27 protein-coding genes are annotated in these 21,635 nt (G+C 59.6%); 11 read left to right on the plus strand and 16 right to left on the minus strand.

Translation table 11 applies throughout. The features are described 5' to 3' along the window. Positions 1–40: 40 nt before the first annotated feature. Positions 41–337 (minus strand): DUF6432 family protein, encoded by a 297-nt coding sequence (locus B208_RS0112850; protein WP_007979856.1) that lies wholly within the window; start codon positions 335–337, stop codon positions 41–43. A gap of 208 nt (positions 338–545) precedes the next feature. On the opposite strand from B208_RS0112850, the gene B208_RS0112855 reads away from it, so the two are divergent. Both B208_RS0112855 and B208_RS0112860 read left to right on the plus strand, forming a co-directional pair. Next, a complete protein-coding gene (locus B208_RS0112855; protein WP_007979855.1) occupies positions 546–1,031 on the plus strand; it encodes an Lrp/AsnC family transcriptional regulator in 486 nt (161 codons plus the stop codon). A 127-nt stretch (positions 1,032–1,158) separates the two neighbouring features. Then, positions 1,159–1,524, plus strand: a complete 366-nt coding sequence (locus B208_RS0112860; RefSeq protein WP_007979854.1) for a DUF7344 domain-containing protein — start codon at positions 1,159–1,161, stop codon at positions 1,522–1,524. Between the two features lie 46 nt (positions 1,525–1,570). Here B208_RS0112860 and B208_RS0112865 read toward each other — a convergent pair whose 3' ends face one another. The 3 genes from B208_RS0112865 to B208_RS0112875 form a co-directional block, all read right to left on the minus strand. Continuing rightward, a complete protein-coding gene (locus B208_RS0112865) occupies positions 1,571–3,019 on the minus strand; it encodes a dihydrolipoyl dehydrogenase family protein (protein WP_007979852.1) in 1,449 nt (482 codons plus the stop codon). Between the two features lie 546 nt (positions 3,020–3,565). Beyond that, positions 3,566–4,519: a bifunctional 2-dehydro-3-deoxygluconokinase/2-dehydro-3-deoxygalactonokinase gene (gene kdgK1 / locus B208_RS0112870; RefSeq protein WP_026177835.1), complete on the minus strand. Its 954-nt coding sequence runs from the start codon at positions 4,517–4,519 to the stop codon at positions 3,566–3,568. Between the two features lie 88 nt (positions 4,520–4,607). Next, on the minus strand, positions 4,608–5,423 hold the full coding sequence (locus B208_RS0112875) for an aldo/keto reductase (protein WP_007979849.1): 816 nt from the start codon (positions 5,421–5,423) through the stop codon (positions 4,608–4,610). A 123-nt stretch (positions 5,424–5,546) separates the two neighbouring features. Between B208_RS0112875 and npdG the strand changes: the two genes are divergently transcribed. Beyond that, positions 5,547–6,215 carry an NADPH-dependent F420 reductase gene (gene npdG / locus B208_RS0112880; RefSeq protein ID WP_007979847.1) on the plus strand — a complete coding sequence of 223 codons (669 nt, stop codon included), beginning with the start codon at positions 5,547–5,549 and terminating at the stop codon, positions 6,213–6,215. Between the two features lie 70 nt (positions 6,216–6,285). Here npdG and trxA read toward each other — a convergent pair whose 3' ends face one another. Continuing rightward, positions 6,286–6,555, minus strand: a complete 270-nt coding sequence (gene trxA / locus B208_RS0112885) for a thioredoxin (RefSeq protein WP_007979845.1) — start codon at positions 6,553–6,555, stop codon at positions 6,286–6,288. A 102-nt stretch (positions 6,556–6,657) separates the two neighbouring features. After that, entirely contained in the window at positions 6,658–7,629 is a 972-nt protein-coding gene (locus B208_RS0112890) for a phosphotransferase family protein (protein ID WP_007979843.1), read from the minus strand. Between the two features lie 102 nt (positions 7,630–7,731). On the opposite strand from B208_RS0112890, the gene B208_RS0112895 reads away from it, so the two are divergent. The 4 genes from B208_RS0112895 to hisE all read left to right on the plus strand — a co-directional run bounded on the left by B208_RS0112895 (position 7,732) and on the right by hisE (position 9,338). After that, positions 7,732–7,896: a preprotein translocase subunit Sec61beta gene (locus B208_RS0112895; protein ID WP_026177836.1), complete on the plus strand. Its 165-nt coding sequence runs from the start codon at positions 7,732–7,734 to the stop codon at positions 7,894–7,896. A gap of 36 nt (positions 7,897–7,932) precedes the next feature. Beyond that, positions 7,933–8,517 carry a pyridoxal 5'-phosphate synthase glutaminase subunit PdxT gene (pdxT, locus tag B208_RS0112900; RefSeq protein WP_007979839.1) on the plus strand — a complete coding sequence of 195 codons (585 nt, stop codon included), beginning with the start codon at positions 7,933–7,935 and terminating at the stop codon, positions 8,515–8,517. A gap of 87 nt (positions 8,518–8,604) precedes the next feature. Next, a complete protein-coding gene (locus B208_RS0112905) occupies positions 8,605–9,057 on the plus strand; it encodes a bifunctional nuclease family protein (protein WP_007979837.1) in 453 nt (150 codons plus the stop codon). Then, positions 9,054–9,338 carry a phosphoribosyl-ATP diphosphatase gene (gene hisE / locus B208_RS0112910; protein WP_007979835.1) on the plus strand — a complete coding sequence of 95 codons (285 nt, stop codon included), beginning with the start codon at positions 9,054–9,056 and terminating at the stop codon, positions 9,336–9,338. The genes B208_RS0112905 and hisE overlap by 4 nt, the downstream gene beginning before the upstream one ends. A 56-nt stretch (positions 9,339–9,394) precedes the next feature. On the opposite strand, the gene B208_RS0112915 is transcribed toward hisE, so the two are convergent. Then, a complete protein-coding gene (locus B208_RS0112915) occupies positions 9,395–9,925 on the minus strand; it encodes a 50S ribosomal protein L16 (protein ID WP_007979833.1) in 531 nt (176 codons plus the stop codon). Positions 9,926–9,984: 59 nt separating this feature from the next. Next, positions 9,985–10,599 carry a hypothetical protein gene (locus B208_RS0112920; RefSeq protein WP_007979831.1) on the minus strand — a complete coding sequence of 205 codons (615 nt, stop codon included), beginning with the start codon at positions 10,597–10,599 and terminating at the stop codon, positions 9,985–9,987. Positions 10,600–10,710: 111 nt separating this feature from the next. Here B208_RS0112920 and B208_RS0112925 point away from each other — a divergent pair, with 111 nt between their 5' ends. After that, positions 10,711–11,328, plus strand: coding sequence for a hypothetical protein (locus tag B208_RS0112925; protein WP_007979829.1), 618 nt, complete (start codon positions 10,711–10,713; stop codon positions 11,326–11,328). 114 nt (positions 11,329–11,442) lie between these two features. Here B208_RS0112925 and B208_RS0112930 read toward each other — a convergent pair whose 3' ends face one another. The 6 genes from B208_RS0112930 to B208_RS0112955 all read right to left on the minus strand — a co-directional run bounded on the left by B208_RS0112930 (position 11,443) and on the right by B208_RS0112955 (position 17,022). Continuing rightward, complete coding sequence (locus B208_RS0112930; RefSeq protein WP_007979826.1) at positions 11,443–12,153, minus strand: DUF2270 domain-containing protein; 711 nt, start codon at positions 12,151–12,153, stop codon at positions 11,443–11,445. Between the two features lie 265 nt (positions 12,154–12,418). Continuing rightward, complete coding sequence (locus B208_RS0112935; RefSeq protein ID WP_007979825.1) at positions 12,419–12,613, minus strand: cold-shock protein; 195 nt, start codon at positions 12,611–12,613, stop codon at positions 12,419–12,421. Between the two features lie 69 nt (positions 12,614–12,682). After that, the gene (locus B208_RS24940) at positions 12,683–12,808 is read right to left on the minus strand and encodes a hypothetical protein (protein ID WP_007979823.1); all 126 of its coding nucleotides are present in this window, start codon (positions 12,806–12,808) and stop codon (positions 12,683–12,685) included. A gap of 78 nt (positions 12,809–12,886) precedes the next feature. Further along, complete coding sequence (locus B208_RS0112945) at positions 12,887–13,672, minus strand: DUF2182 domain-containing protein (RefSeq protein ID WP_007979820.1); 786 nt, start codon at positions 13,670–13,672, stop codon at positions 12,887–12,889. Between the two features lie 85 nt (positions 13,673–13,757). Further along, entirely contained in the window at positions 13,758–15,206 is a 1,449-nt protein-coding gene (locus tag B208_RS0112950) for an MATE family efflux transporter (protein WP_007979819.1), read from the minus strand. Between the two features lie 118 nt (positions 15,207–15,324). Further along, positions 15,325–17,022, minus strand: coding sequence for a glycosyltransferase family 39 protein (locus tag B208_RS0112955; protein ID WP_232423793.1), 1,698 nt, complete (start codon positions 17,020–17,022; stop codon positions 15,325–15,327). Positions 17,023–17,261: 239 nt separating this feature from the next. Between B208_RS0112955 and B208_RS23340 the strand changes: the two genes are divergently transcribed. After that, positions 17,262–18,653, plus strand: coding sequence for an aryl-sulfate sulfotransferase (locus B208_RS23340; RefSeq protein WP_049940975.1), 1,392 nt, complete (start codon positions 17,262–17,264; stop codon positions 18,651–18,653). Between the two features lie 147 nt (positions 18,654–18,800). On the opposite strand, the gene B208_RS0112965 is transcribed toward B208_RS23340, so the two are convergent. Beyond that, positions 18,801–19,094 carry a HalOD1 output domain-containing protein gene (locus B208_RS0112965; protein ID WP_007979813.1) on the minus strand — a complete coding sequence of 98 codons (294 nt, stop codon included), beginning with the start codon at positions 19,092–19,094 and terminating at the stop codon, positions 18,801–18,803. 172 nt (positions 19,095–19,266) lie between these two features. Here B208_RS0112965 and B208_RS0112970 point away from each other — a divergent pair, with 172 nt between their 5' ends. Both B208_RS0112970 and B208_RS0112975 read left to right on the plus strand, forming a co-directional pair. After that, positions 19,267–19,632 carry an ArsR/SmtB family transcription factor gene (locus B208_RS0112970; protein WP_007979811.1) on the plus strand — a complete coding sequence of 122 codons (366 nt, stop codon included), beginning with the start codon at positions 19,267–19,269 and terminating at the stop codon, positions 19,630–19,632. 33 nt (positions 19,633–19,665) lie between these two features. Further along, complete coding sequence (locus tag B208_RS0112975) at positions 19,666–19,977, plus strand: DUF7521 family protein (RefSeq protein WP_007979810.1); 312 nt, start codon at positions 19,666–19,668, stop codon at positions 19,975–19,977. A gap of 234 nt (positions 19,978–20,211) precedes the next feature. On the opposite strand, the gene B208_RS0112980 is transcribed toward B208_RS0112975, so the two are convergent. Next, positions 20,212–21,597: an MFS transporter gene (locus B208_RS0112980; protein WP_007979808.1), complete on the minus strand. Its 1,386-nt coding sequence runs from the start codon at positions 21,595–21,597 to the stop codon at positions 20,212–20,214. Positions 21,598–21,635: the final 38 nt, after the last annotated feature.

Genomic DNA, 21,635 nt, shown 5'->3' on the forward strand with positions numbered 1-21,635 from the left:
ACGTAGTCGGGTGCGTAGGGGAGTAAAAACGTCGGATGCGCTACAGCGGCAGGCGCTCGATGAGCTTGTCCACGAACGACGGCTCCTCGTCTACCTCCTCGGGGTCGGGAACGACGCGCTCGTCCGGGCGGATGAGCGTTCGTCCCTCCTCCATTCCGGCTTCTATCAGCCCATCCTGTTTCAGGTTCGCGAGCGCGTCCTCCAACTCGTCGATGCCCGCCTCCACGTGAGAGCGCAGTTCGAAGACCGTCATGCCGTCTTCACTCCGGTCGACGAGGGCGTCGAGTACCCGGACCTCGATGTCCGGCCGACGTCGGTACTCCCGCTTGGCCTTCATGTTTGTCCCTATGTCACCCCGGTTTTTAGCCTTACCTCCCGTTCGACCTCGGCGACCGATGACCCCGAAAAAATCAGCACGTCGTCGGCCTCGACGGAGCGTCTCGCCGCACGGTTTCGACGTGCTCCGGAACGCGACTGTCGATAGCGGAACCGTATCAAATATTCTCCAGGAAACTATCATGGTGTATGATAACATTTGTTAACTCATGACATCCAGCGCGCTCGACGAAATCGACGAAGGAATCCTGTACGCGCTCCAGCGCGATGCCCGCGGTTCGACCACGACCGACCTCGGAAACCGATTCGGCGTGTCGGCCAGCACGGTGAGTAACCGAATCGACCAACTCGAATCCGACGGCATCATCACGGGGTATCAAGCGACGGTCGATTACGAACGGGCCGGATTTCCGCTGAACGTGTTGATGGTCTGTTCCGCGCCCGTCGGCGAACGGAGCGAATTGGCTCAACGGGTGCTCGACATCCCCGGCGTCGTGAACGTGCGCGAACTGATGATCGGCGAGAACAACATACGGATAGAAACCGTCGGCACGTCGAACGACGATTTGACGAGAATCGCAACCGCGCTCCCCGAGTTGGGGCTGGTACTCAAAGACGAGATTCTGATTCGGGACCAGTACTTTCAGCCGTTGAAGCAGTTCAGAATCGACGAGGACCGAACCGGCGAGGAATGACCCGTCTTCCGCCGCGGTCGAAACAGTTTCGACTGGGTATAAGTCGAATTGAAACTTTCACAGCTTCTGTGCCCGAGCCGTCAAAATGAGTTATGCGATTGGCATATCGATACGTCATCGTCGAACGATGCCCAGCGCACCGAAGCGACTCACGAACCGAGAACTCGCGGAACGGTCTCACTCGACGTCCCGTTCCGACGTCCCATTGAACGTGCTCTTCCGGATACTGAGCGACCGGGTACGGCGGCGGCTACTCCTCCTGTTGTCCTCCGGCGACGGGTGGATTTCCATCGACGAACTGGCGGACGAACTGCTTGCCGAACGGGACGCGACGTCCCGAGAGTCGCTGCTGGTCGCGCTGCACCACACCCACCTCCCACAGATGGCCGATGCAGGGCTACTGGCATACGACTCCGAGACCGATGCCGTGCGATATCGGTCCGACGCTCGGCTCGAACGCCTGTTGGACGAGATTACGGCGTTCGACGGGTGACCGTCGCCCGCTAGAACACGGTTTTGACGGCCAGCGGTAGGGATTCCTATTCTTCGACCCGCTCGCTCGCGTCCCGAAGCAAGCCGTCCAGAATCTCCGGCGTCGTCGGGTGGTACGCCCTGTCCGGCACGTCGCGGACGTCCATACCGCGCTCTATCACGACCTGCATCGTCTTCGCCATCACGTCGGCGTGGTAGTGCAACCCCTGATAGCCGAGAACGGTGCCGTCGTCCGCATCCGCCACGAGTTTCGCCAGCCCTCTCGACGCCTGTTTCGTCTTGAACACGCCGTCGTCTGCCGCGCGTCGGCTAACGGCGACGTAGTTCCTCCCAGTCGCTTCCGCCGCCGTCTCCGACAGTCCCACTCTGGCGAAGGGATACACCCCGACCGCCGAGAAGATGACGTGGTGGCGGACGTTCTCGTACGGTTCGAGGTCGTCTCCGCGAGCGTGTGCGAGGATGTTCTCGGCGGCTTTGAAGCCCTGTTCTTTTGCCACGTGGAGAATCGGCTCCTTGCCGTTCACGTCCCCCACGACGAACGTTCGGGGGTCGTCGCGGGCCTGCATCGTGTCTTCGACCCACCCGCCACCGAATTCGAGTGCGGTGTTCTCCAGTCCGAGTCCGTCGAGGTTTGGCCGCCGTCCCGTAAAGAGGAACAACTCGTCCGCGTCGATGGTCCTCGATTCCCCGTCCCCGTCTCTGCCTCCGCCGCCGTTTCTACCTCCGTTCCCACTCCCTCTTTGTTCGACGTGGAGCTGAACCCCGTCCCCCGTCGATTCGACCCGCTTTTCGTACGTTCGGGTCAGTATCTCGATTCCGAACTCCTCGCGGTAGATGTCGAGCAGTTCGTCGCCGAACGGCGAATCGGCCTCGTCCAGCGGATGCTCGTCGTGTTCGATGACGGTGAGGTCCATCCCCGCCGCCTCGCTGAGGTACGGGACGAGTTCGAGGCCGGTGTATCCGAACCCCATCACGACGCCCGAGTCGGGGAACTCGGTCGCGTCCAGCACGTCCGCGCTGGTCATGTAGTCCACGTCGTTCATGCCGGGTAGGTCGGGCACGTTCACTTTCGACCCCGTGGCGATGACGACGTAATCGGCCTCGATTTCTCGCCCGTCGATTTCGACCGTGTGGTCGTCTACGAGCCGTGCGGTGTCGTGATAGAACGCCACGTTCTCCCGCTCGGCGAGGTCGTGTACCGCGGCGCGCCGGTGTTCCGCGAAGCCGAGCACGTGGTCGTTTTTCAGCTCCACCACCGACTCCAAATCAACCTCCGGCGTCCCGGACAGCCGCGGGTCGTGACGCGCTTGATACCGATGACTCGCCGCCGACAGCACCTCCTTCGACGGCATACAGCCGCGGAGGATGCACAACCCGCCGCCGGGGTCGCCGTCATCGACGAGGGTCAGTCGAACGGTCGGGTCCTCCGCGAGACTCTGTGCCACGGCGACCCCCGCGCTTCCATACGCGCCGATGATGACGACGTGCGTTGTCATGTGTATCCAGTCTCGGTCAGGGATGTTAGCGGTTTAGGCGGCGGCGAGGATGGTGGGTTTCTCGAACCGCCTCTGGCGGCTCGAAATCGGTTTTTCCAGTACTATACAGGGGGTTTTAGTATCTTTTAGTATTATTCAGTGCACTTTGGGATTTTAAACTGGAGTTCAGTATTACGCGATGGGATTCAGTATCACCGCTCGCTCGGAAATGAGTTCGCTTACGGGAGTCCTCCGAACGGGACTGCCGTAACGAAGACGCCGAAAGCCACCGCCACGCTCGTTACGAGTTGGTATTGGTTTGTCCGGGACTGCAAATACAGACGTCACTGAAACCGCAACCGCAAACCGCATCAGCCACACCCTCCCCAACCGATTCGCTTCGCTCATCCCTCGCGCAACTTCACCGAGGCGACGCGGCCGACAGCTGGCCGCGCCGCCCCGCCAGCGCGCGCCACGATGAACGGACGAGATGCGGGGAACGAGTCAATCGCTACGGTGCGTGTACCGGCAGGTCGAAACGGCCGTGAACAGTGCGGTCGCGCGGTGCTATCTGGAAATCTCGCGCGCTTCCGTGTCCATCACGCCCTCGACTTCCGCCCGCGTGACGACGGCCACGTCGCCCGGAATCGTTCGCTTGAGGGCGGCGGTGGCGGCCCCGTATTCCAGCGCGGTCGGGACGGATTCGCCGTCGAGGCGGCGGGCGAGGAACGCGCCGACGAAGGCGTCGCCGGTGCCGATGGGATCCACGGTGTCCGTGTCGAAGGCGGACTGCTCGTGAATCTCGCCGTCGTGGAGCGCCAGCGCGCCGTTCGACCCGCGGGTGACGACGACGGTTTCGAAGTCCCAGTCGTCAGCGAGGCCGCGGGCGATGTCGGCGGCGTCGCCGGAGCGGTCGAGGACGGTTCTGGCGTCGCGTTCGGCCGTGACGAGCACGTCGATGCGGGGGAACAGCGCGGTGAGCGACTCGCGCGCTTCGGCGGGCGACCAGAGTTTCGACCGGTAGTTCACGTCGAAGGCGGTGGTCGTCCCGGCGTCCTGTGCCGCCGCGAGCACCTCGTCCACGGTGGATTCGAGCGTCGCGGACAGCGCGGGCGTGATGCCGCTAGTGTAGAAGGTTCGGGCGTCTCGAATCCGGTCGAGCGCCACGTCGTCGGCGGTTGCCGTCGTGACCGCGGCGTCGGCGCGGTCGTAGATGACGTTCGTGCCGCGCGGGTCGGTGCCGTGTTCGAGGTAGTAGGTCCCCTGTCGTCCCTCGTCGCTCCACGCGATTTCGGTGTCGATGCCGTACCGTCGGAGTCCGGCGACGACGCGCCGTCCGAGCGGCGAGTCGGGGAGCTTCGAGGTCCACATCGCCTCGGCACCGAGTCGGTGGGCGGCGATAGCGACGTTGCTCTCCGCGCCGGCGGCACGGAGTTCGAGCGACGAGGTGCTCTCGATGCGTTCGCGGTCGGGCGGCGAGAGCCGCAACATGGTCTCGCCGAATGTCACGAGGTCGGTCATACCCGCGAGATGCACCCCGGTGCCCATAGTTTCCCCGGTGCGGGGTCGAAAAACGAGTTCGTTTCAGCTCCGTGCCGACTTCAGCGAGTCAGTTCCACGGTCCGAAGTCGGGGTCAACTTGGCGCTCTTCCCGCTCGATGTTGTCGATTTTCTCGATGTCCTCGTCGTCCAGTTCGAGGGTGAGCGCGTCGTAGTTGTCCTCGATGTGGTCCTCACCCGTGGCCTTCGGGATGGCGACCACGTTGTCCTTCGACATGAGCCACGCGAGGCTGACCTGCGCTTCGCTGGTCTCGTGCTTCTCGGCGATGTCGGTCAGTTCGGGCACGTTAAACACGTTGCCGCGGGCGAGCGGCGAGTACGCGACGAGCGTGATGTCGTTTTCCTGCGCGTACTCGACCAGCTCGTCCTGCTGGAGGAGCGGGTGCATCTCGACCTGATTGGCGTAGATGGGTGCGTCGAGGATTTCTTTCGCCTCTTCCAGATGCTCGGGTTCGAAGTTGCTCAGGCCGACGTGCTTGATTTTGCCCTCGTCGTACAGTTCGTTGAACGCCGCGAGCGTCTCTTCGGGGTCGTACTCGCGAGCGGGCCAGTGGACGTAGAGCAGGTCAACGTAGTCCGTGCCGAGTTTGTCCAGACTCTTCTCGGTCGTTTCGAGCACGTCGTCGTGTGCGAGGTTGTCTATCCAGACCTTCGTGGCGAGGAAGAAGTCCTCGCGGTCCACCGACGAGTCGGCGATTCCTCTGCCGACGTCCTCCTCGTTCCCGTAGGCTTGGGCGGTATCGACGTGTTCGTAGCCCAAATCGAGGGCGTAGGCGACGCTGTGTGCACACTCGTCGCTGTCCGTGTTCTCCCACGTTCCGAGTCCGAGTTTCGGAATTCCGTCGCTGTTGGCGTCGTATGTCATCGTATTTCCTGCAAGGGGAAGCAACGAAAAAGGGGTTGTGGCGGCGGAAATCCTGTGGGGGGAATCGTCCCTTCGATTCCCGCTTCCGGAGAACTTAACCGCGCTCCGACAGACTGGCCGTGTATGCGAATCGCACTCTTAGGGGGTACCGGCGACATCGGGCAGGGACTCGCGCTCCGTTGGGCGTACGACACGGACCACGAGGTCATCATCGGCTCGCGCGACCCCGAAAAAGCCCGCACGAAGGCGACAGAGTACGAAACCGAACTCGACAGTCTGGGCGTCTCCCGCTCCATCAACGGCTTCGCCAACGGCATGGCCGCCGAACGCGGAGATATGGTCGTGCTCGCCGTTCCGCCGTTCCACATCCGCGACACTATCGAGGCGGTCGCGGACCGCCTCGACGACGTGGACGTCCTCGTCACCCCCGCCGTGGGGATGGACCGCGACGAAACCGGGTTCCACTACAAGCCGCCGAACGTCGGAAGCGTCAGCGAACTCGTCGCGGACACCGCACCGGACGGCGTTCCCGTGGTCGGCGCGTTCCACAACCTCTCGGCCGACCGTCTCGCCGACCTCAGCCTCGACCTCGACCAGGACACGCTCCTCGTCGGTGACGACGACGATGCCAAGGAACTCGTCGGACGACTCGCCGAAGAGATAGACGGACTGCGGGCGCTCGACGCCGGTGGCATCGGAAACAGCGCGGAAGTCGAGAGCATGACGCCGCTCCTCATCAACCTCGCGCTCGAAAACGAGGGGATGCACGACGTCGGCGTGCGGTTCGAATAGCGTCCGCTGGTCGTGAATCCCGGACGGTTCGTAGCTGTTCGAAAAAGACTGCGTTGTGGCGGGACCGGAATTATGCGCCGGCTTTCTCCAAGACGCGTTCCAAGTCGTCGCGCTGGGTCACGCCGACGAAGCGCTCGACGACGCCCTCGTCGTCCTCGATGACGATGGTCGGAATCGAGCGAACCTGGTACTCGTTGGCGATGTCTTGGTGCTCGTCCACGTCTACTTTCTCGAATTCGACGCTCTCGTCCCAGTCCTCTTCGAGTTCGTCGAGGATCGGGTCTTGTGTCTTGCACGGCCCACACCAATCTGCGTAGAAGTCGAGTAACTTGACGGTCATGCGTTGCTCTTGGAAGGTTCCGTCGCCGCGTGCATAAGGGTTTCTTCCTCCTCGTCCTCTGCCGCCTGTTCGTCACTCTCAGTCGCATCGGCCGCCCTCCAGTCAGGTGATTTTCTCGATTCGTCGCTCCATCTCTCCGTCCATCCACGCGGCGAGTTCCTCGGGGTCCTCGTCGCGGAACGAGGCGTACTTGTCATAGAATCCCGTGTGTCCCAGAAACCGAACCGCGTCGTAGATGGGGCGGCGCTCCTCGAACCCGTCCGGGAGGCCGCCCGCCCGGTCCCGATAGCCGTCGTAGAACGCGCGGACTATCTCCTCGGGACCGTCGGCACGGAGCGAGTCGAACTGGAGGCCCCGCGTGCGCTCTACGTCCCGCACCGGGTCGCCGACGTGCGCGATTTCCCAGTCGAGAAATCCGATTTCCCCCTTGTTTCGCCCCTCGGCGTGGAAGCAGTTCGGACGCGCCGGGTCGCCGTGGAGGAGCGTCGCTGGTGTGTCGTCCAGCAGTTCTCGGTTGTCCTCCACGGCCTCGATAACGGCGTCGAAGTGGTGTGAAAAGCGGTCTTGCGACCCGATGTCGCTCATCTCGGTCATCGTCTCGACGAGCACGTCCGTCCACGGTTTCGTCTCCAGTTCCAGACCGTCCGCGCTCCCGCCGACGATGCGGCCGTGTTCCTCGAAACGAAGCGCGTGGACGTTCGCCAGCGAGAGTCCGACCTGTCGGGCCAGTTCCGCGCGCTCCGTCGCGTTCGCGTCGGACCACGAAGACAGCAGGTTCTCTCCGACCACCGGTGCCGTCACGAGATACGGAACCGCTCCGGCGCTGTCACTCGCCAGCACCGTCGGGACTGGTACGTCGCCGTGTTCGTCCACGTAATCGATTACGGCCCGTTCGCGGGCGATACGCGACCCGTCGCCGACGTTCGACATCTTCAGATACACCGACTCGCCGTCGCGGAAGTCGATGCCGACGGTTCGATTCTCGTCGTTCCACGAGGGGCCGGAGGGATGTACCGCGTCCACGTCGCGGTCGGGGAACGCGTCGTCGAGCGCCGCCGCGATCTGTTCGTCCATAGACATTAATTCTCCTGCCCCGATAAATGGGTTGGGTGTCTGGAGAACCGGATTCGATAGCATTGCGAAAGGTTTACCCCGACCGCTCTCGGACCCGAAACCATGAGCAGTGGTCAAAACTCCGGTGGGCTGATGTCCAGCGCCGGACTCGTGCGATACTTCGATGCCGAAGACCGGAACGCGATTCGAATCAACCCCAAGACGATATTCGCGTTCGGTGTCTTCTTCGGCGTCTTCATCATGGTGCTGAACTTCCTCGCGCTGTAACGAGGCCCTTTTCCCGACCTGTTCCGAAGTGCCGATATGAGTCTCAACGCTGGCGTCATCGCCGTCCAAGGCGACGTGAGCGAACACGCCGACGCGATTCGACGGGCCGGAACCGCCCACGGCGAATCCGTCGCAGTCACCGAAATCCGCCAGTCCGGTATCGTCCCGGACTGTGACCTCCTCTGTATGCCGGGCGGCGAATCGACCGCCATCTCTCGACTCCTGCAGTCGGAGGGTATCGCCCCCGAGATACAGGCTCACGTGGAGGCCGGAAAGCCGGTTCTCGCCACCTGTGCCGGTCTCATCGTCGCCGCGACCGACGCCGATGACGAGCGAGTCGATAACCTCGGCCTGCTGGACGTAACCGTCGAGCGCAACGCCTTCGGCCGCCAGAAGGACAGTTTCGAAGCTCCCCTCGACGTGACCGGCTTGGACGAACCGTACCCGGCCGTCTTCATCCGTGCGCCGCTCATCAGCGACGTCGGGTCGGCGACCGTCCTCGCCGAGTGGGACGGCCGACCCGTCGCCGTCCAGGACGGACCGGTGGTCGGGACGTCGTTCCACCCTGAACTCACCCCCGACAGTCGGATTCACGGCCTCGCGTTTTTCGCCGACGAGTAGGGCGTTCGGCGGTCGGCGCGGGTTTTGTGGGCGCTTCCATTCGCCCGCGGTAAGCAGATTTTTGCCGCTGGGCCGCTTCGGTCCGCTATGGACGTTACAATCGACGCGGTACGTGTCGCCGCCACGGGGGAGGGTCCGCTCCCCGTGGTCGTCCTCGCACCGGACGACGGCGACGACGTGCTTCCGATTTTTATTCGATTCGAGGAGGGTATCAGCATCGCCCGTGGCATGGAAGCCGAGGATATCGGGCGACCGCTGACCCACGACCTCCTGCTCGACGTGATGGAGGAACTCGGTGGCCGCATCGAGCGCGTCGTCGTCACCGAGTTGGACGACAACACCTACATCGCCGACCTTCACATCCAGACGCCGCGCGGCCACGAAGTCGTGGACGCCCGCCCCAGCGACTCGCTCGCGCTCGCCGCCCGTACCGGCACGCCCATCGAAGTCGCTGACGAGGTGTTCGACCACGGCCACCAGGAACGCGCACAGTTCGACGACCTTCAAGACATCCGGGAAGTCGCCCAGATAGGCCAATGAACGACGTACTGGACGACCTGTTCGAGGTCATCGAAGACAGGAAGGAAACGCTCCCCGAGGACTCCTACACCGCCTCGCTGTTCACCCACGAGAAGGGCGAGAACGCCGTCCTCGAAAAGTTGGGCGAGGAGATGACGGAACTCATCCTCGCCGCGAAGGACGACGACCGGGAGGAGATGGCCTACGAGGGCGCGGACGTCATCTACCACCTGCTCGTTCTGCTCTCGATGAAGGACATGGAACCCGCAGACTTGCGCGCGGAACTGGAATCGCGGCGCTGAATCGCGGCGCTATCGCTCACCTGAAAGCACGTCGCAGCAAAAAGAACGAATCGGATTTAGCTGACGAGTTTCTCTTCACCGCGCTCGACGATGATGCGGCACGGCGGGGAGATCTTGTTGTAGGCACGGCGGAGCGCGTCCTTCACGAGGGGCGCGTCGTCCACGGTACACCACGCGGTGAACACTCGATCACCGTTGGCGATTCGTGCTGCCGTTCCGACCGGCTTACCGAACGCCTGTCGCATTCCGTCGGAAACACGGTCCGCACCCGCACCGGTCGCCTGCTTGTTCTCGCGCAGGACCTGGTGGGGGAACTTGCGGAGAATCATCTTGTAGCCGGTTTCGCCGATGTTCTTGAGCAGGAAGCGGTTCGCGGACAGGCGGGAGGCCTCCAGCGCACCGTGGCGAATCTGGCATTCTTCTTCGACGATGAGGGAAATCTGAACGGGGTAGTCGTCCTCGTTGCTGTCCACTTCGCCCATCTTGTGCTGTGCGATCTTCGAACCCGGAATTCCGGTGATGTATTCGCGTCGCGTGTACGAGGGCTTGTCGATGGCCCGGTACATCGAGGCAGGTTTGTCGGACATAGTTACTACTGAATCTGTTGGTCAGGGCGTGAATAAACCCTTCGAAGCGCGTTCGACGCTTACTGGACGAAATCGCCGACGAAGCGGTCAGGGACGTACGCCAGCATGTGCGACGGAATCCGCCCGACCAGCCATTCCGCGATGTTCACGAGGGGCTTCCGAAGGAGCGCGTAAACCCCCGAAATCATGACCGCGAGGACGACGAGCGTCTGAATCGTCCCGTCGTAGAGCACGAGGCTCGGCACCGCGAGTGTGACACCCAGCGCGAAGTCCTCCGGCGCGCCGTCGTACCGAATCCAGCGACGCGGCGGAATCCACTGCCCGTGGAAGTGGCTGTACACCGCACGTTCGGACTGGCCGAGCCACGGTTTCAGTTCCAACCCGCCTCCGAAGGCGTCCGAAACGGAGTGTGCGGCCGCCGCGAGGAGGAAGAACCCGAGCGCGAAGGTCCACGGGTTCGGTACCAACATCGCCCCGGCGAGCGCCGCTGTCGCCGCAATCGAGTAGTACACCGGGAAGTGCAGCGTCTTCCTGTGTCCCGAATACAGGTCGAAATCGGGAAACACCCCACCGGCGAGCCCGGCGAAAACGGCGACGGGAGCCAACTCCGGTGCGACGAAGAGCGAGGCACTCCCGAGCAGCACGCCGATAAGGGCGTGCGTCGTTGCCATCATAGTACCATCGATACGCAAGGTTCGCATAAACACCTGTCGGAAATTCGTGGTACTACATAGCACACGTCGATAGCCACTGTTTACTTCTCCCGACACTTAGCGCAAATCGGGATGAAAATCGGCATCTCTTCGTCTCGTCTCGTCCGACTGATGCAGTTGGCCATCCTCGGCATCACGTTCGTCGGCCTCGTGACGAGGAACGTCGGAGTGTTCGTGAACGGCGTCTTCGCATTCGGCATCACCGTTCTCCCCGGGGTGTTGCGGCGCGACTATCGCCTCTCGCTCGACACGTCGCTGACGCTGTGGATTACGGCCGCCGTCTTCCTCCACGCAATCGGCATGCTCGGACTCTACGACGAGGTTTGGTGGTGGGACCACCTCACGCACCTGCTCTCCGCGACGCTCGTCGCGGGCGTCGGATACTCCACTGCGCGCGCCTTCGACGAACACTCCGACGCGGTGTTCTTCCCGCCCCGGTTCATGTTCGTCTACGTCCTCCTGTTCACGCTCGCGTCCGGCGTCCTCTGGGAAGTTCTGGAGTTCGCCGCGCGAGGGAGTGCTCACATCATCGGTGTAAAACCCGTGCTCATTCAGTACGGACTCGACGACACCATCGTCGACCTCATCTTCGACGCCGCGGGCGCGGTGCTAGTCGCGCTGTTCGGAACCAGCGTCCTCTCCGAGACGGTCGAGACGCTCCTCGCCCGGTTTTCGAGGGAGAGCGACTGACCGACACCGTTCGTGCCCGTTCGCTGGGGCGAAATATCGATAAAAATCAGTGCTGCTGTTCCGTTTCGTTCCCGACCCGGAACGGGACGTGGCTCGCGGCGAAGCCGTTCCGACTCACTCCCGCGAGTAATCCCACCCCGTCACGTCGCTCGGGAGGATTTCGCCGTTGATGTGCCACGTCCGGGGCCGGTAGGCGACGACGAGGATGCCCGCGTAGAACGCGACGACGATGCCCGTGACGATGGTTCCGGGAATGTGACCGATGGCGGCCGCTTCCGGCCACGTGTCGTTCGTGTAGGCCGTCAGCTGGAACACCCACGCCACGAGCAGGACGAAGAAGAGCGGCGTGTACACTCGACGGAGACGGTGTGCCAGCGCCTCTTCCAGTGAGACCTTCATCTTCGGATAGCGGTAGTCCTCGCTGAGCTTTCGTCGCCACTCCTCGTCCACGACGCCTTTGGAGTCGTCGAGTCCGAGTGCGAACACGTTCTGCTGGAGCATCCGGACCCGCGAGCGCCAGATGTCGTAGGCGCGGTAGCGACGCGCCTCGATGAGCAGAAAGATGCTCACCGTGATGATGGCGAGGAGGACGATGTAATGGGGATTGCTTCGACTGGAGAACGCCCACGTCAGGATGGCCGCCATCAGCGTTATCGCCCAGTTGCTCGTCCGGTCCAACCGCTCGCGCCAGAACTTCATTCGGTGAATCTCGCCACGGTACAGGTGCGCGAGCGAGGAACTCGGCCCCATGTTCTGCTCCAGCAGTCCCGCGCCGATCTCTGTGCCACTGGTATCCGGTGGTTCGGGTGTATCTTCGTCAGTCATAATCGGTGAGAGGTGTCGGTTTCTATGTCTACAGTATTGTGCTGTAGAGTAAAAACCGTCGTGGTTCCGTATCGCCGACTTTCGTCTCACCGTGTCCCTTTCTCGGTCGTTTGTCGTCTCTCTCTCCGTCGATAACCGTCGCTCTCGCGTTCAGATTCGTGATTAGTTCCAACTGACGCAAACGAACCGCTCGGCCGCGCTGCTATGCGGGTTCGCGTCGGTAAAAGTGTTGTAGTAGGGTATTCCTCACAAAATCGTCGCCCGATTACAGACGGGTGACGTTCTTCGCTCGGGGGCCTTTGGGGGCCTGTTCGATATCGAATTCGATCTCCTGTCCCTCTTCGAGGTCAGCGCCGCCCACGTCTTCCATGTGGAAGAAAACGTCGTCGTCCGCGTCGTCCGTCGAGATGAAACCGTAGCCGCCAGTGTCGTTGAAGAAATCAACTTTGCCTTTCGCCATTGCTTTTGTATGGAATGGTGCCCCACGGATAACACTTCCGAGAGTTGTGTTACCACGACCGTCGGTTTTTTACTCCCCGAGAATCCGTGCAACTACTCCCGCAATGAGGACGAGCGCACCGGTGATGAACGTCCCGGGAACCGGGAGGACGAACAGGGCGAGACCGAGGACCAGAACGAGCGTGGATGTTTTCATGACGAACTGGGATTCATCCGGCCCACGGTTACGGTTTGTGGGCGAAAAGGGACATAACGGGAGTCGAGCGAGGTTTCGTCAGACGACCGCGAAGACCACCAGTCCGACTCCAGCGACACCCGAGAGTGCCCCGATGCCTCGTGCCAGTCGTTCGCCGTCGGGTGCCAGTATCTCGACGGATATCAGCGCGGTGACGGCGACCATCCAGAGAAGGTTCATCGAACCCACGACGACCATCAACGCCATCAGCGCCCAACAGCACCCGACGCTATCCACGCTCAGTCGCCATCCGGAACGGAGCGCACCGCGAATCCCCGAAACGTCCCCCTCGAAGAACCCGCTGGGTCGCCGACAGTGTTCCAGATGGTGGCGTTTGAACGGCGACAGTTGATACGCGGACAGCACCAACAGCGTCGCCGCCAGCAGGAAAACGCGGTTCTCCGGCGCGATGGATCCGATGGGAACAACGAGATTGAACGCGAGCGGGACGACCCCCGTGAGGACCCAGACGAGCGTGTACGTTCCCATCACCGACACGACGGTCGCCGTCCGTCTCACCTTCGTCGTCTGCCCAACCGCGTCGGCGTACGCTCGAAACGCGTGTGCGGACGACGGGTACATCATCGCGGTCATCATGGCCCCCCACAGGACCAGATAGAGGCCGACACCGGCCACCCCGTTCGACAGCGCCATCGCCTCCGGGACTCCGGGAGCGGACATGTGCATCGCCATCGCCGACCCCGGCATGGGAAGGACGCGAGTTGCGAGCAGTATCCACGCGAGAAGCGCGACGCCGTAGGTGAACAGGACGACGGGATGTCGTTGGCGGGCGAAGAACCGACGTGAGGTATTCCAGACGTGCATAGTTTCCTCCGAGTGGTTCCGCCATCGCTCAACAGACATACGATAGCAGTCGGCATAAGACTGCTCTGCTCTCGCTGAATCCCGCTCAGTCGTCCGCGTACGACGCTTCGGGGCGGAACTGTCGGCTGATGACTTTCCACCGTCCCGTCGAGAACCGATAGTAGTTGAGGACCGCCGGAATCGTCGTCTCGGCGACGAACGAGAGGTACAACCCCGTTATTCCGAGCGCCGTCGTCGCCCCGAGGTACGCCAGCGGAATCGAACAGCAGAACATCCCAACCGCCTGTGCCATGAACGGCCAGCGGGTGTCGCCGCTGGCGTCGAGCGGCCCCGCGACCGACCCGTTCACTCCCTGTGCTAGGATGGCGACGCACGAGACGTACACGAGCGACACCGCGACGGGAATCGACGGGTCTCCCGAGTCGGCGACGAACGAGAGCACGATGGGTTTTGCAAACGCGAACACGAGAGCGGCCGCGACGACGTACGTCGCCACGGAGAAGAGAATGACATCGCGGGCGTACGTCTCGGCACTCCGCTCGTCTCCCGCTCCGAGTTCTTGCCCCACGAGGCTGCTCGACGCCAAGCCGAATCCCCAGCCGGGCGTGTTCATCAGGCCCCAAATCCGACGGCTGATGACGTACGCCGCCGCGACGCTCGGGCCGAACAGGGCGACGATGGCGAGCATCGGAAACTTGGCGACCGTCCACACCATGTTCCGCCCGACGACCGGCAAGCCGATGTGCACCACCTGCCGGACCGTTTCCACGTCGAGATACGTCCCGGTCGGGTCCACCTTCACGGGCAGTTCGCCCACGCCGGGAAGCCGACCGGCGACGACCCCGACGGCGAACACCGCGGTCACGACGACGTTCGAGAGGACCGTTCCCCACGCCGCACCGGCGACGCCCATCCCGAACTGGAAGACGAACACGGCGCTCAGGACGATGTTCGTCACCGCGCCGCCCGCCCGAAGCAGCATCGGCGTCCACGCGTCGTCAGCGCCGATGTAAATCCGACTTCCGACGAGGTTGAGGGCGGCGAGCGGAACTCCGAGCGAGACGATGTGCAGATATCGCGCACCCAGTTCGACGGTCATCTCGTCGCCCGTCATCAACGAGACGAGTTCCGTTGGAAATAGCCAGAAGGCGGCCGCAACCGGAAGCGAGACCAGCAGCACGAGCGCGACGCTCGACCGAATCGCTTGGCCCATCTCCTCGTACGCGCCCGCCCCGTATCGCTGTGAGACGAGCGCGATTGTCCCGCCCGCAAAGCCGCCGCCGAGCGAGAACGCCATGCCCCAAAACGGTGCCGCGAAGCCGACGCCCGCGATGGCCGCCGGTCCGATGGCGATGCCGACGAACGCCACGTCGACGGCGTTTTTCGACATTCGAGCGATGCCGGTGACGATGCGCGGCCACGCTAAATCCGTCGTTCGCCGCACGTTTTTCGCGTCGACGAGGCCCAGACGGGAGAGTACGAGACCGATTGCGAGAATAGTCCACCGTGCCGGGTTCGGGAAACGAGCGTCCACAGTGGTTGTTTCGAATCGAAACTAAAAGTTCTTTTCAGATGCGGTAAAAGACTGGGGTGTTTGGATATTCCGATATATACTCTCTATATCAATCGATTTGAATGGTTCCCATTCAGAATTATTTGCAACCTGATTTGAATCGGTACAGCACGAGTTTCTTTCCTTTACTGGTCCTCTCAAGTTCAAGCACGGCTGTTCCGTTCGACGATATCAATTTTCGCATCGTGTCATCGCGTTTTGGTGTCCGGCCAACCGTATCAATCGCGAAGCAAAGTTTATTTTCCTGTATCGCTTTCCGTGTCTTTTTTTCGACGCTAGCGTTTTGATATCCGATTCCTGATAGAACCAGATCCGTGGATCCGTCATTATCGATGTCATAGCGTTTTGTCGCTTCTGATTCAAACGAGTAGTCGATAGTTCGTTTATCTCCGAGATACCAACGAATGGGAAGTGGGACACCCGCAGCAACGCGGACCGGTTGCTTTGATTCTCGTGTCATCGTGTCATTTATTACGTATGATGTCACATCATCGTACTGAGAATCCGAACGAGGGGATTTAGTGAAAGTTCCGCTGATTCCAAGAACTGGCGCAGAAAACACTAACAAAAGAGCGATAGCTATGGTTGCCATGTACCGATAGGGAACTATATTTTTGAAGTCTAGTATTTCATCGAGAATTCCGAAGACGAACCCGGACGCAATGATGATGAGGAGAGGATAGAGTGGAAGAACGTATTTCGGATTTTTAACGCTGACTGAACTGATGAGTATCAGTGGGGACAATGTAACGATGGTGATCAGAACGATTTTTTGGCGTTTGATTACGGGAACTCTCTTTTTGATACCCGAGCGGAGGAACAGGTATGGCAGTCCGATAAGACCTAGTGCTGGAATAATCCCGTTTCCGTTGGCCATCCAGTAGAGATACGACCAAAATGGCGGCTTCTGATACTCTTTTCCTGCGACTAGAACTCGATGCCCCGTATTTATGTGGTCCATGTTGTGTGCGAAGGCTTCTCCAAAAGCATACACGATGTTACTCAAAAGTGGAATCTGAAATATCAACTCAACCACCAACGGGAAACTATGTCCCGCATAGTAGTCGGGATGCGGTGAGAACAGAAATGGAATGTAGATAACTACGAGACCGATGACTCCTCCCGTAAGCAGTCTTTTAACATCTTCCAATGCCTCGCGCCTATCGTTCATTCGATGTTTGATAGTATAGAGAACCCCGACGGCGATTGCAAGCGCGAATATCGCCCCTTGTAGTTTCGTTGCAGCAGTCGTTACTATCAACGCACCTACGAGGAGTCCGTATTTCGTGTGTAGTGAGTTGGTAGAACTCCATCTGACGAGGGAATACATAAGGAGCACTACGAAAAACGTGAACGTTATATCGAGATAGGCGGTTGCGGTCCATCGTGTGAACACTGGGTTGCCAGCAAGCGCGACTGCTGCTACTATTCCTACTCGTCGTGAAAAGAGTTCTTCCCCAAGGTGGTATGTTACATACAGTGTTCCGAGTGCGAATACGACGCTTGGTAATTTCACTCCGAATTCGGTCGGACCAAACACTGCCTGACTAATCGCCATAAAATATTTTGCTACGGGTGCATGCGAATGAGTCGGATTTCCATATATGTATCCTTCTAACATCGATTTACTTGCTCGTGCAAATATGGCTCCATCCATGAAGATGGCTCCGTCCATGTTCATACCGTACCAGATTCCAGTAAATAATAGAATAAGCCAAATCTCTCCTTCGCTTTGGAGTCTATGCCGAAGAGTTTGATGTATGTCTCTAACAACCATATCCCGAATATTTGACCTACTGGAAATGAGTATTTTGCTTTTCACCACTCTACTGTTTCACATATCTAAACACACCTTGCGGTTCGCATTAGAATTCCTTCCTGTCGACGCCCTTTATTCTGTATCGAGAATCTACTTTTTACATTCCAGTATCAGATCGTTCTATTCATCTCTCGAATAGGACCGCTTTCCGCTACTAATCCAAAACAGTTACGTGATGTGTCATTCCCTTCCTAAATATGATTGATCGAATTTCAGTACTCTCAAAACGAACGAAAATTACGCTCCGTATTTTATTTCTCGTTATTTTAGTGCTCCTCTCTGCAGCTATCGTTACCACTGGTGGTCGTTCTGTCGAGAAAACGTCCGCCGGCTCAAATATATCTCCTTCAACGTTTAAAAATGAATCTAGATTGACTATTGTTACGGCGTTCCACGGCCCACTTTCTGTCTATAATCGGAGTGGTGGTCTTCTATATCGAAACAGGTCACACCACTCTTACTGGGATGTTGATCCCGTCAGGGGAACGAAGTCCACGTATGTATATTCCGCAACAGATGTTCTCACCCGCTCAGAATGTCATGCAGATACGAAATGTGTCCGCAATGTCGTGGAAGAAATCAATCTGACTACTGGACGTGTCAACTCTATCTTCTCTAGGATTCGTCGAGGTACGATAAATAATGAGTGGCATGATATTGATCGAATTAATGACACTCACTACGCCATCGCAGATATCAAACGAAACGAGGCATACATCGTAAATGTTCGGACCGGAGTAACCGTCTGGCGGTGGAATGCACAAGATGCGTTTCCTTTGTCTTCGGGGGGTTCGAACGCGTTTGGGACGAATTTCCCTGGCGATTGGACACATCTGAACGATATAGAAGTTCTCGATGATGGTCGAATCATGCTCAGTCTTCGGAACCAGGATGCGGTAATTTTCATCAATAGAACGACTGGTTTCCAAAAGAACTGGACTTTGGGGTCTGATAACGAGTATGATATAATGTACGAACAACACAACCCGGATTATATCTCCAAAAGTAACGGTGGCCCCGCTGTCGTACTTGCTGACTCCCAAAATAATCGTATCGTGGAATATCAACGAACCGATGGAAAATGGGAACAAACGTGGGTTTGGAGCGATAGTGAAATGCTCTGGCCTCGTGACGCTGATCGCCTTCCGAACGGAAATACACTTATCACCGACACCAACTCCGGACGTATCATCGAGGTAAATAAATCTGGGAAGAAGAAGACGGTGATTAACTACCACGGTCCGGGTCGAATATACGAATCCGAGCGAGTTGGTACCGGTGATGAAAGCGCGGGTGGTCCGAGCGCCCGTACAGCAAATCTACAGAGCCGAGGTATGACAACTGTCGATGGAAAAGCGTCACACACCATAGAACGGTCTCGACTACAAAACCTGTGGTCTGGCGTGAAACAGGTACTCCCGACGAAAATACTTAACGCGATAATGTTCGTAAAGCCCACCTGGCTAACGTTCTCTGATATCGGACGGATGATCGGTATCGGTATCGTAATCGCCGCTTGGGTCTGCCTCGAATTACTGTGGACAACCCTTTCTATCTCCATTCAGTCACCTGTACGCGTTCATCGGTAACTCGAGGATACTACTGCTGCTGAAGGATGTCGCGGTTCGGGAAACGAGCGTCCACGAAGGTTGTTTCGAATCGAAACTAAAAGTTCTTTTCAGATGCGGTAAGGGAAGTGGGAGTTCGCATCGTTCCGTTTCTGTTTCCGTCTCGACTCACGTCTCCGGGGTGAGAACCACGCGCGAATCCCCCGTCACTTCCACCCGATAACCGAGATAGTCGAACGCGACGGACGACACCGCGTCGGAGGAGGTGATCCGTTCGAGGGCATCGCCATCGACGACGAAGTAGAGCGGATCGAGGTCGTCCATGTCGGCGTTTTCCGCCGCCATTACTGCCGATACCACGGCTTCACAGACGGATTCGTCCGAACCGATACCGCGTTCGTAACTGTCCCGTGATTGAGTGTTGGCCGGTTCGACCGGCATGCTGCTCGTTGATTCCTTCATGGGTCTCACTCGTTGGCGAGTCGAACGTTAAGAGCAAACCACTCGGATTTCGACCCGCCCTGTAACGACGTATGGAGCGCCACGTGATTAAAGACAGGCGCGCTATTTCGGGGTCCGAAATCGCCCGCCTACCGGACCGACGTTTTTATCCGATGCGGCCCTACGTTCGTCTGTGAGCAAGGAATGGGGACCTGACGACATCTTCGACGTTCTGGCGAGCGGAACGGCGAGGGAGATACTACTCTTGAGCAGCTCCGCGGCGATGTCCGTACAGCAACTCGCGGAGGAGTGTGGCGCGTCGAAACCCACCGTGTATCGGCGTATCAACAAACTCCACGAGTACGACCTGCTCGAACAGGAGGTCGTCATCGACGAAAGGGGGAACCATTACAACACGTACCGGACGAACATGGACCGCATCTGCTTCGAAATCAGTGACAGCGAATTCGTCGTCACCATTCGGTTCGACGAGGACCTCATCGACCGATTCGTATCGGCGTGGACCGGTCTCAGAGGGCCGGAAAACGGAGTTGATTGACGTGTCGCTCGTCCACACCGGAGGTGAGCGCTCGTGGTGAACGGCGTCCTCTTCTGGACGTTCGTCCTCACGAACCTGTTCGTCTTCGTCGTCGGCTCGGCGCTCACGTATCTGAGCTATGCGGCGTACCGACGGGTGGGACAGCGCTCCTTCCGATACGCGATTCTCGGATTCGGCACCGTGACCGTCGGCTCGCTGACCGAACTCGTCTACGAACTCCTGATAAAGCGGAGTAACGAACTCGACATGACCGAACTGCTCGTCCTCCGTACCGGCGAATCGGCACTCATCGGTCTGGGACTCGTCTTTCTGTTCTACTCGCTGATGACTCCCGACCGGTCGTGAGCGGGTGTGGGAATCACTGTTGCGTGTATTCGTGATTCTGCCGTCGTTCGCTTCGCTCGCGGATCAGAATCACAAGAATGCCGCCTCCCGGATTTGAAACTACGTCGAGACAGTCGCCTCGCTCCGCTCCCGCTGCGTCTCGTCTAATTCAAATCGCGGTCGGGTGCATGTTAGTTCGCTCCGCTCTCGATGAGTTGGTCGAGGCGACTGACCTCGTGAGTGAGAGAATCGATGTCATCCGGCGCGCTTCTCACTACCTTCGCTCGTCGATGTCGGAATGGCCGTATCGACACGAGAAGCATCCGTATCCGGGCGTGGTTCGGTCGCATGACCCTCCTTCGATAGTGCTCGGAGCGATAGGACAAGAATGGCTCCGAGGAGCACCAATCCGCCCGCGACGCCGAACGCGACGCCGTAACCGAAGGTAGCGACCCACCCACCGAGTACCCCACCAATACCACCTGCGATGGCACTGAGGGCCGTGTAGACCCCGAGAACTTCGCCACGGACGTTCCGTGGTGCGAGACGGGTGACGATTGCAGTGCCGACGACGGCGATGACCGCCCACGTCAAGCCGATCGCGGCGAGACCGACGCCAGCGGCCCCGAATCCGAGCGTCACGGCCCCCAAACCGGCCACCAGTGCAGTTCCCGGAAAGAGCACGCTACGAACCGCGAGCGCACCAGATTGAAGGAGCCGAACATCGTATCGCGATGCGAACGTCCCGACGCCCTCGTAGAGAACCGCGGAGGCGAGACTCGAAGCCAAGTAGAGGGCGAACACCTCCTCGGAGTCGAAGCCGGTCTCTGTGAGAAACAAGGGCAGTGGTGCCCAGAAGACAGCGAACCCAGTGAAAAAAAGCACGGCGGCAACTAGGTAGGTCGCCAAGGCCGGATTGATCCGGTTGAGGAGTCTGCGCGGATGGAACTGTCGGGTGGTCCAGTACAACCGGTTCGGTGAGAACACGAAGGCGGTTCCCTTTATGCCTCGATTTGAGGTCGAGAGGAGTCGCGCAACCTTGCGGATTTTTCGTTCGCTCGTGACGTGGGCGCTCGGGTCGGGACGCGGAAGCGACCGGACAGCCCCTATCACGCTCATCCCCGCACTGAGGGCGAACACCCAGAAGAGCGCGCGAGTGACGGTTTCCTCCCCGACGAGTTGTCCCCCGACAAACGGCCAGATGGTCCCAAGCACGAGACCACCAGCCCAGCCATAGCCCTGATATTTGTTCAGCACCCCAATACGCTCACTCCACGCGGATTCCGGCGCGTCGTCCACGACCAGCATCGTCAACACGGGTGCGATGGACGAAACGACCAGCCAGATGACGGCGTTGGCGACGATGACCGCAGTCACGCTGCTCAACAAGGGAATCGCGGCGAGGAAGATGGCGACGGTAGCGAGTGTTATCACCACCAGTGGCCGCCGATGGTCGACACGATTGGCGAGTCGGCCGAACACTATCGCTCCCGGGGCACCGATGAGTGCGGCCGTCGCCGCCAAGATACCCAGCTCCACCGTTGAGGCACCGAGTTCGACGATGTAGAGCGGTATCAGCAGGGACGCACCGCCGAACGAAATCGAACCGAGCGCCCACGAGTAGAGCCACCGTTCTTTCATAGTTGGGACTCTGTATGGATTCCGTATGAATTTGGAGG

Source organism: Haladaptatus paucihalophilus DX253 (assembly GCF_000376445.1).
Taxonomy (GTDB): Archaea; Halobacteriota; Halobacteria; order Halobacteriales; family Haladaptataceae; genus Haladaptatus; species Haladaptatus paucihalophilus.

Bases quoted from the DNA above. Each gene is read 5' to 3' on its own strand.
- B208_RS0112850 (WP_007979856.1), bottom strand. From the start codon at position 337: ATGAAGGCCAAGCGGGAGTACCGACGTCGGCCGGACATCGAGGTCCGG.
- B208_RS0112855 (WP_007979855.1), top strand. From the start codon at position 546: ATGACATCCAGCGCGCTCGACGAAATCGACGAAGGAATCCTGTACGCG.
- B208_RS0112860 (WP_007979854.1), top strand. From the start codon at position 1,159: ATGCCCAGCGCACCGAAGCGACTCACGAACCGAGAACTCGCGGAACGG.
- B208_RS0112865 (WP_007979852.1), bottom strand. From the start codon at position 3,019: ATGACAACGCACGTCGTCATCATCGGCGCGTATGGAAGCGCGGGGGTC.
- kdgK1 (WP_026177835.1), bottom strand. From the start codon at position 4,519: ATGACCGACCTCGTGACATTCGGCGAGACCATGTTGCGGCTCTCGCCG.
- B208_RS0112875 (WP_007979849.1), bottom strand. From the start codon at position 5,423: ATGACATACGACGCCAACAGCGACGGAATTCCGAAACTCGGACTCGGA.
- npdG (WP_007979847.1), top strand. From the start codon at position 5,547: ATGCGAATCGCACTCTTAGGGGGTACCGGCGACATCGGGCAGGGACTC.
- trxA (WP_007979845.1), bottom strand. From the start codon at position 6,555: ATGACCGTCAAGTTACTCGACTTCTACGCAGATTGGTGTGGGCCGTGC.
- B208_RS0112890 (WP_007979843.1), bottom strand. From the start codon at position 7,629: ATGGACGAACAGATCGCGGCGGCGCTCGACGACGCGTTCCCCGACCGC.
- B208_RS0112895 (WP_026177836.1), top strand. From the start codon at position 7,732: ATGAGCAGTGGTCAAAACTCCGGTGGGCTGATGTCCAGCGCCGGACTC.
- pdxT (WP_007979839.1), top strand. From the start codon at position 7,933: ATGAGTCTCAACGCTGGCGTCATCGCCGTCCAAGGCGACGTGAGCGAA.
- B208_RS0112905 (WP_007979837.1), top strand. From the start codon at position 8,605: ATGGACGTTACAATCGACGCGGTACGTGTCGCCGCCACGGGGGAGGGT.
- hisE (WP_007979835.1), top strand. From the start codon at position 9,054: ATGAACGACGTACTGGACGACCTGTTCGAGGTCATCGAAGACAGGAAG.
- B208_RS0112915 (WP_007979833.1), bottom strand. From the start codon at position 9,925: ATGTCCGACAAACCTGCCTCGATGTACCGGGCCATCGACAAGCCCTCG.
- B208_RS0112920 (WP_007979831.1), bottom strand. From the start codon at position 10,599: ATGATGGCAACGACGCACGCCCTTATCGGCGTGCTGCTCGGGAGTGCC.
- B208_RS0112925 (WP_007979829.1), top strand. From the start codon at position 10,711: ATGAAAATCGGCATCTCTTCGTCTCGTCTCGTCCGACTGATGCAGTTG.
- B208_RS0112930 (WP_007979826.1), bottom strand. From the start codon at position 12,153: ATGACTGACGAAGATACACCCGAACCACCGGATACCAGTGGCACAGAG.
- B208_RS0112935 (WP_007979825.1), bottom strand. From the start codon at position 12,613: ATGGCGAAAGGCAAAGTTGATTTCTTCAACGACACTGGCGGCTACGGT.
- B208_RS24940 (WP_007979823.1), bottom strand. From the start codon at position 12,808: ATGAAAACATCCACGCTCGTTCTGGTCCTCGGTCTCGCCCTGTTCGTC.
- B208_RS0112945 (WP_007979820.1), bottom strand. From the start codon at position 13,672: ATGCACGTCTGGAATACCTCACGTCGGTTCTTCGCCCGCCAACGACAT.
- B208_RS0112955 (WP_232423793.1), bottom strand. From the start codon at position 17,022: ATGGTTGTTAGAGACATACATCAAACTCTTCGGCATAGACTCCAAAGC.
- B208_RS23340 (WP_049940975.1), top strand. From the start codon at position 17,262: ATGATTGATCGAATTTCAGTACTCTCAAAACGAACGAAAATTACGCTC.
- B208_RS0112965 (WP_007979813.1), bottom strand. From the start codon at position 19,094: ATGAAGGAATCAACGAGCAGCATGCCGGTCGAACCGGCCAACACTCAA.
- B208_RS0112980 (WP_007979808.1), bottom strand. From the start codon at position 21,597: ATGAAAGAACGGTGGCTCTACTCGTGGGCGCTCGGTTCGATTTCGTTC.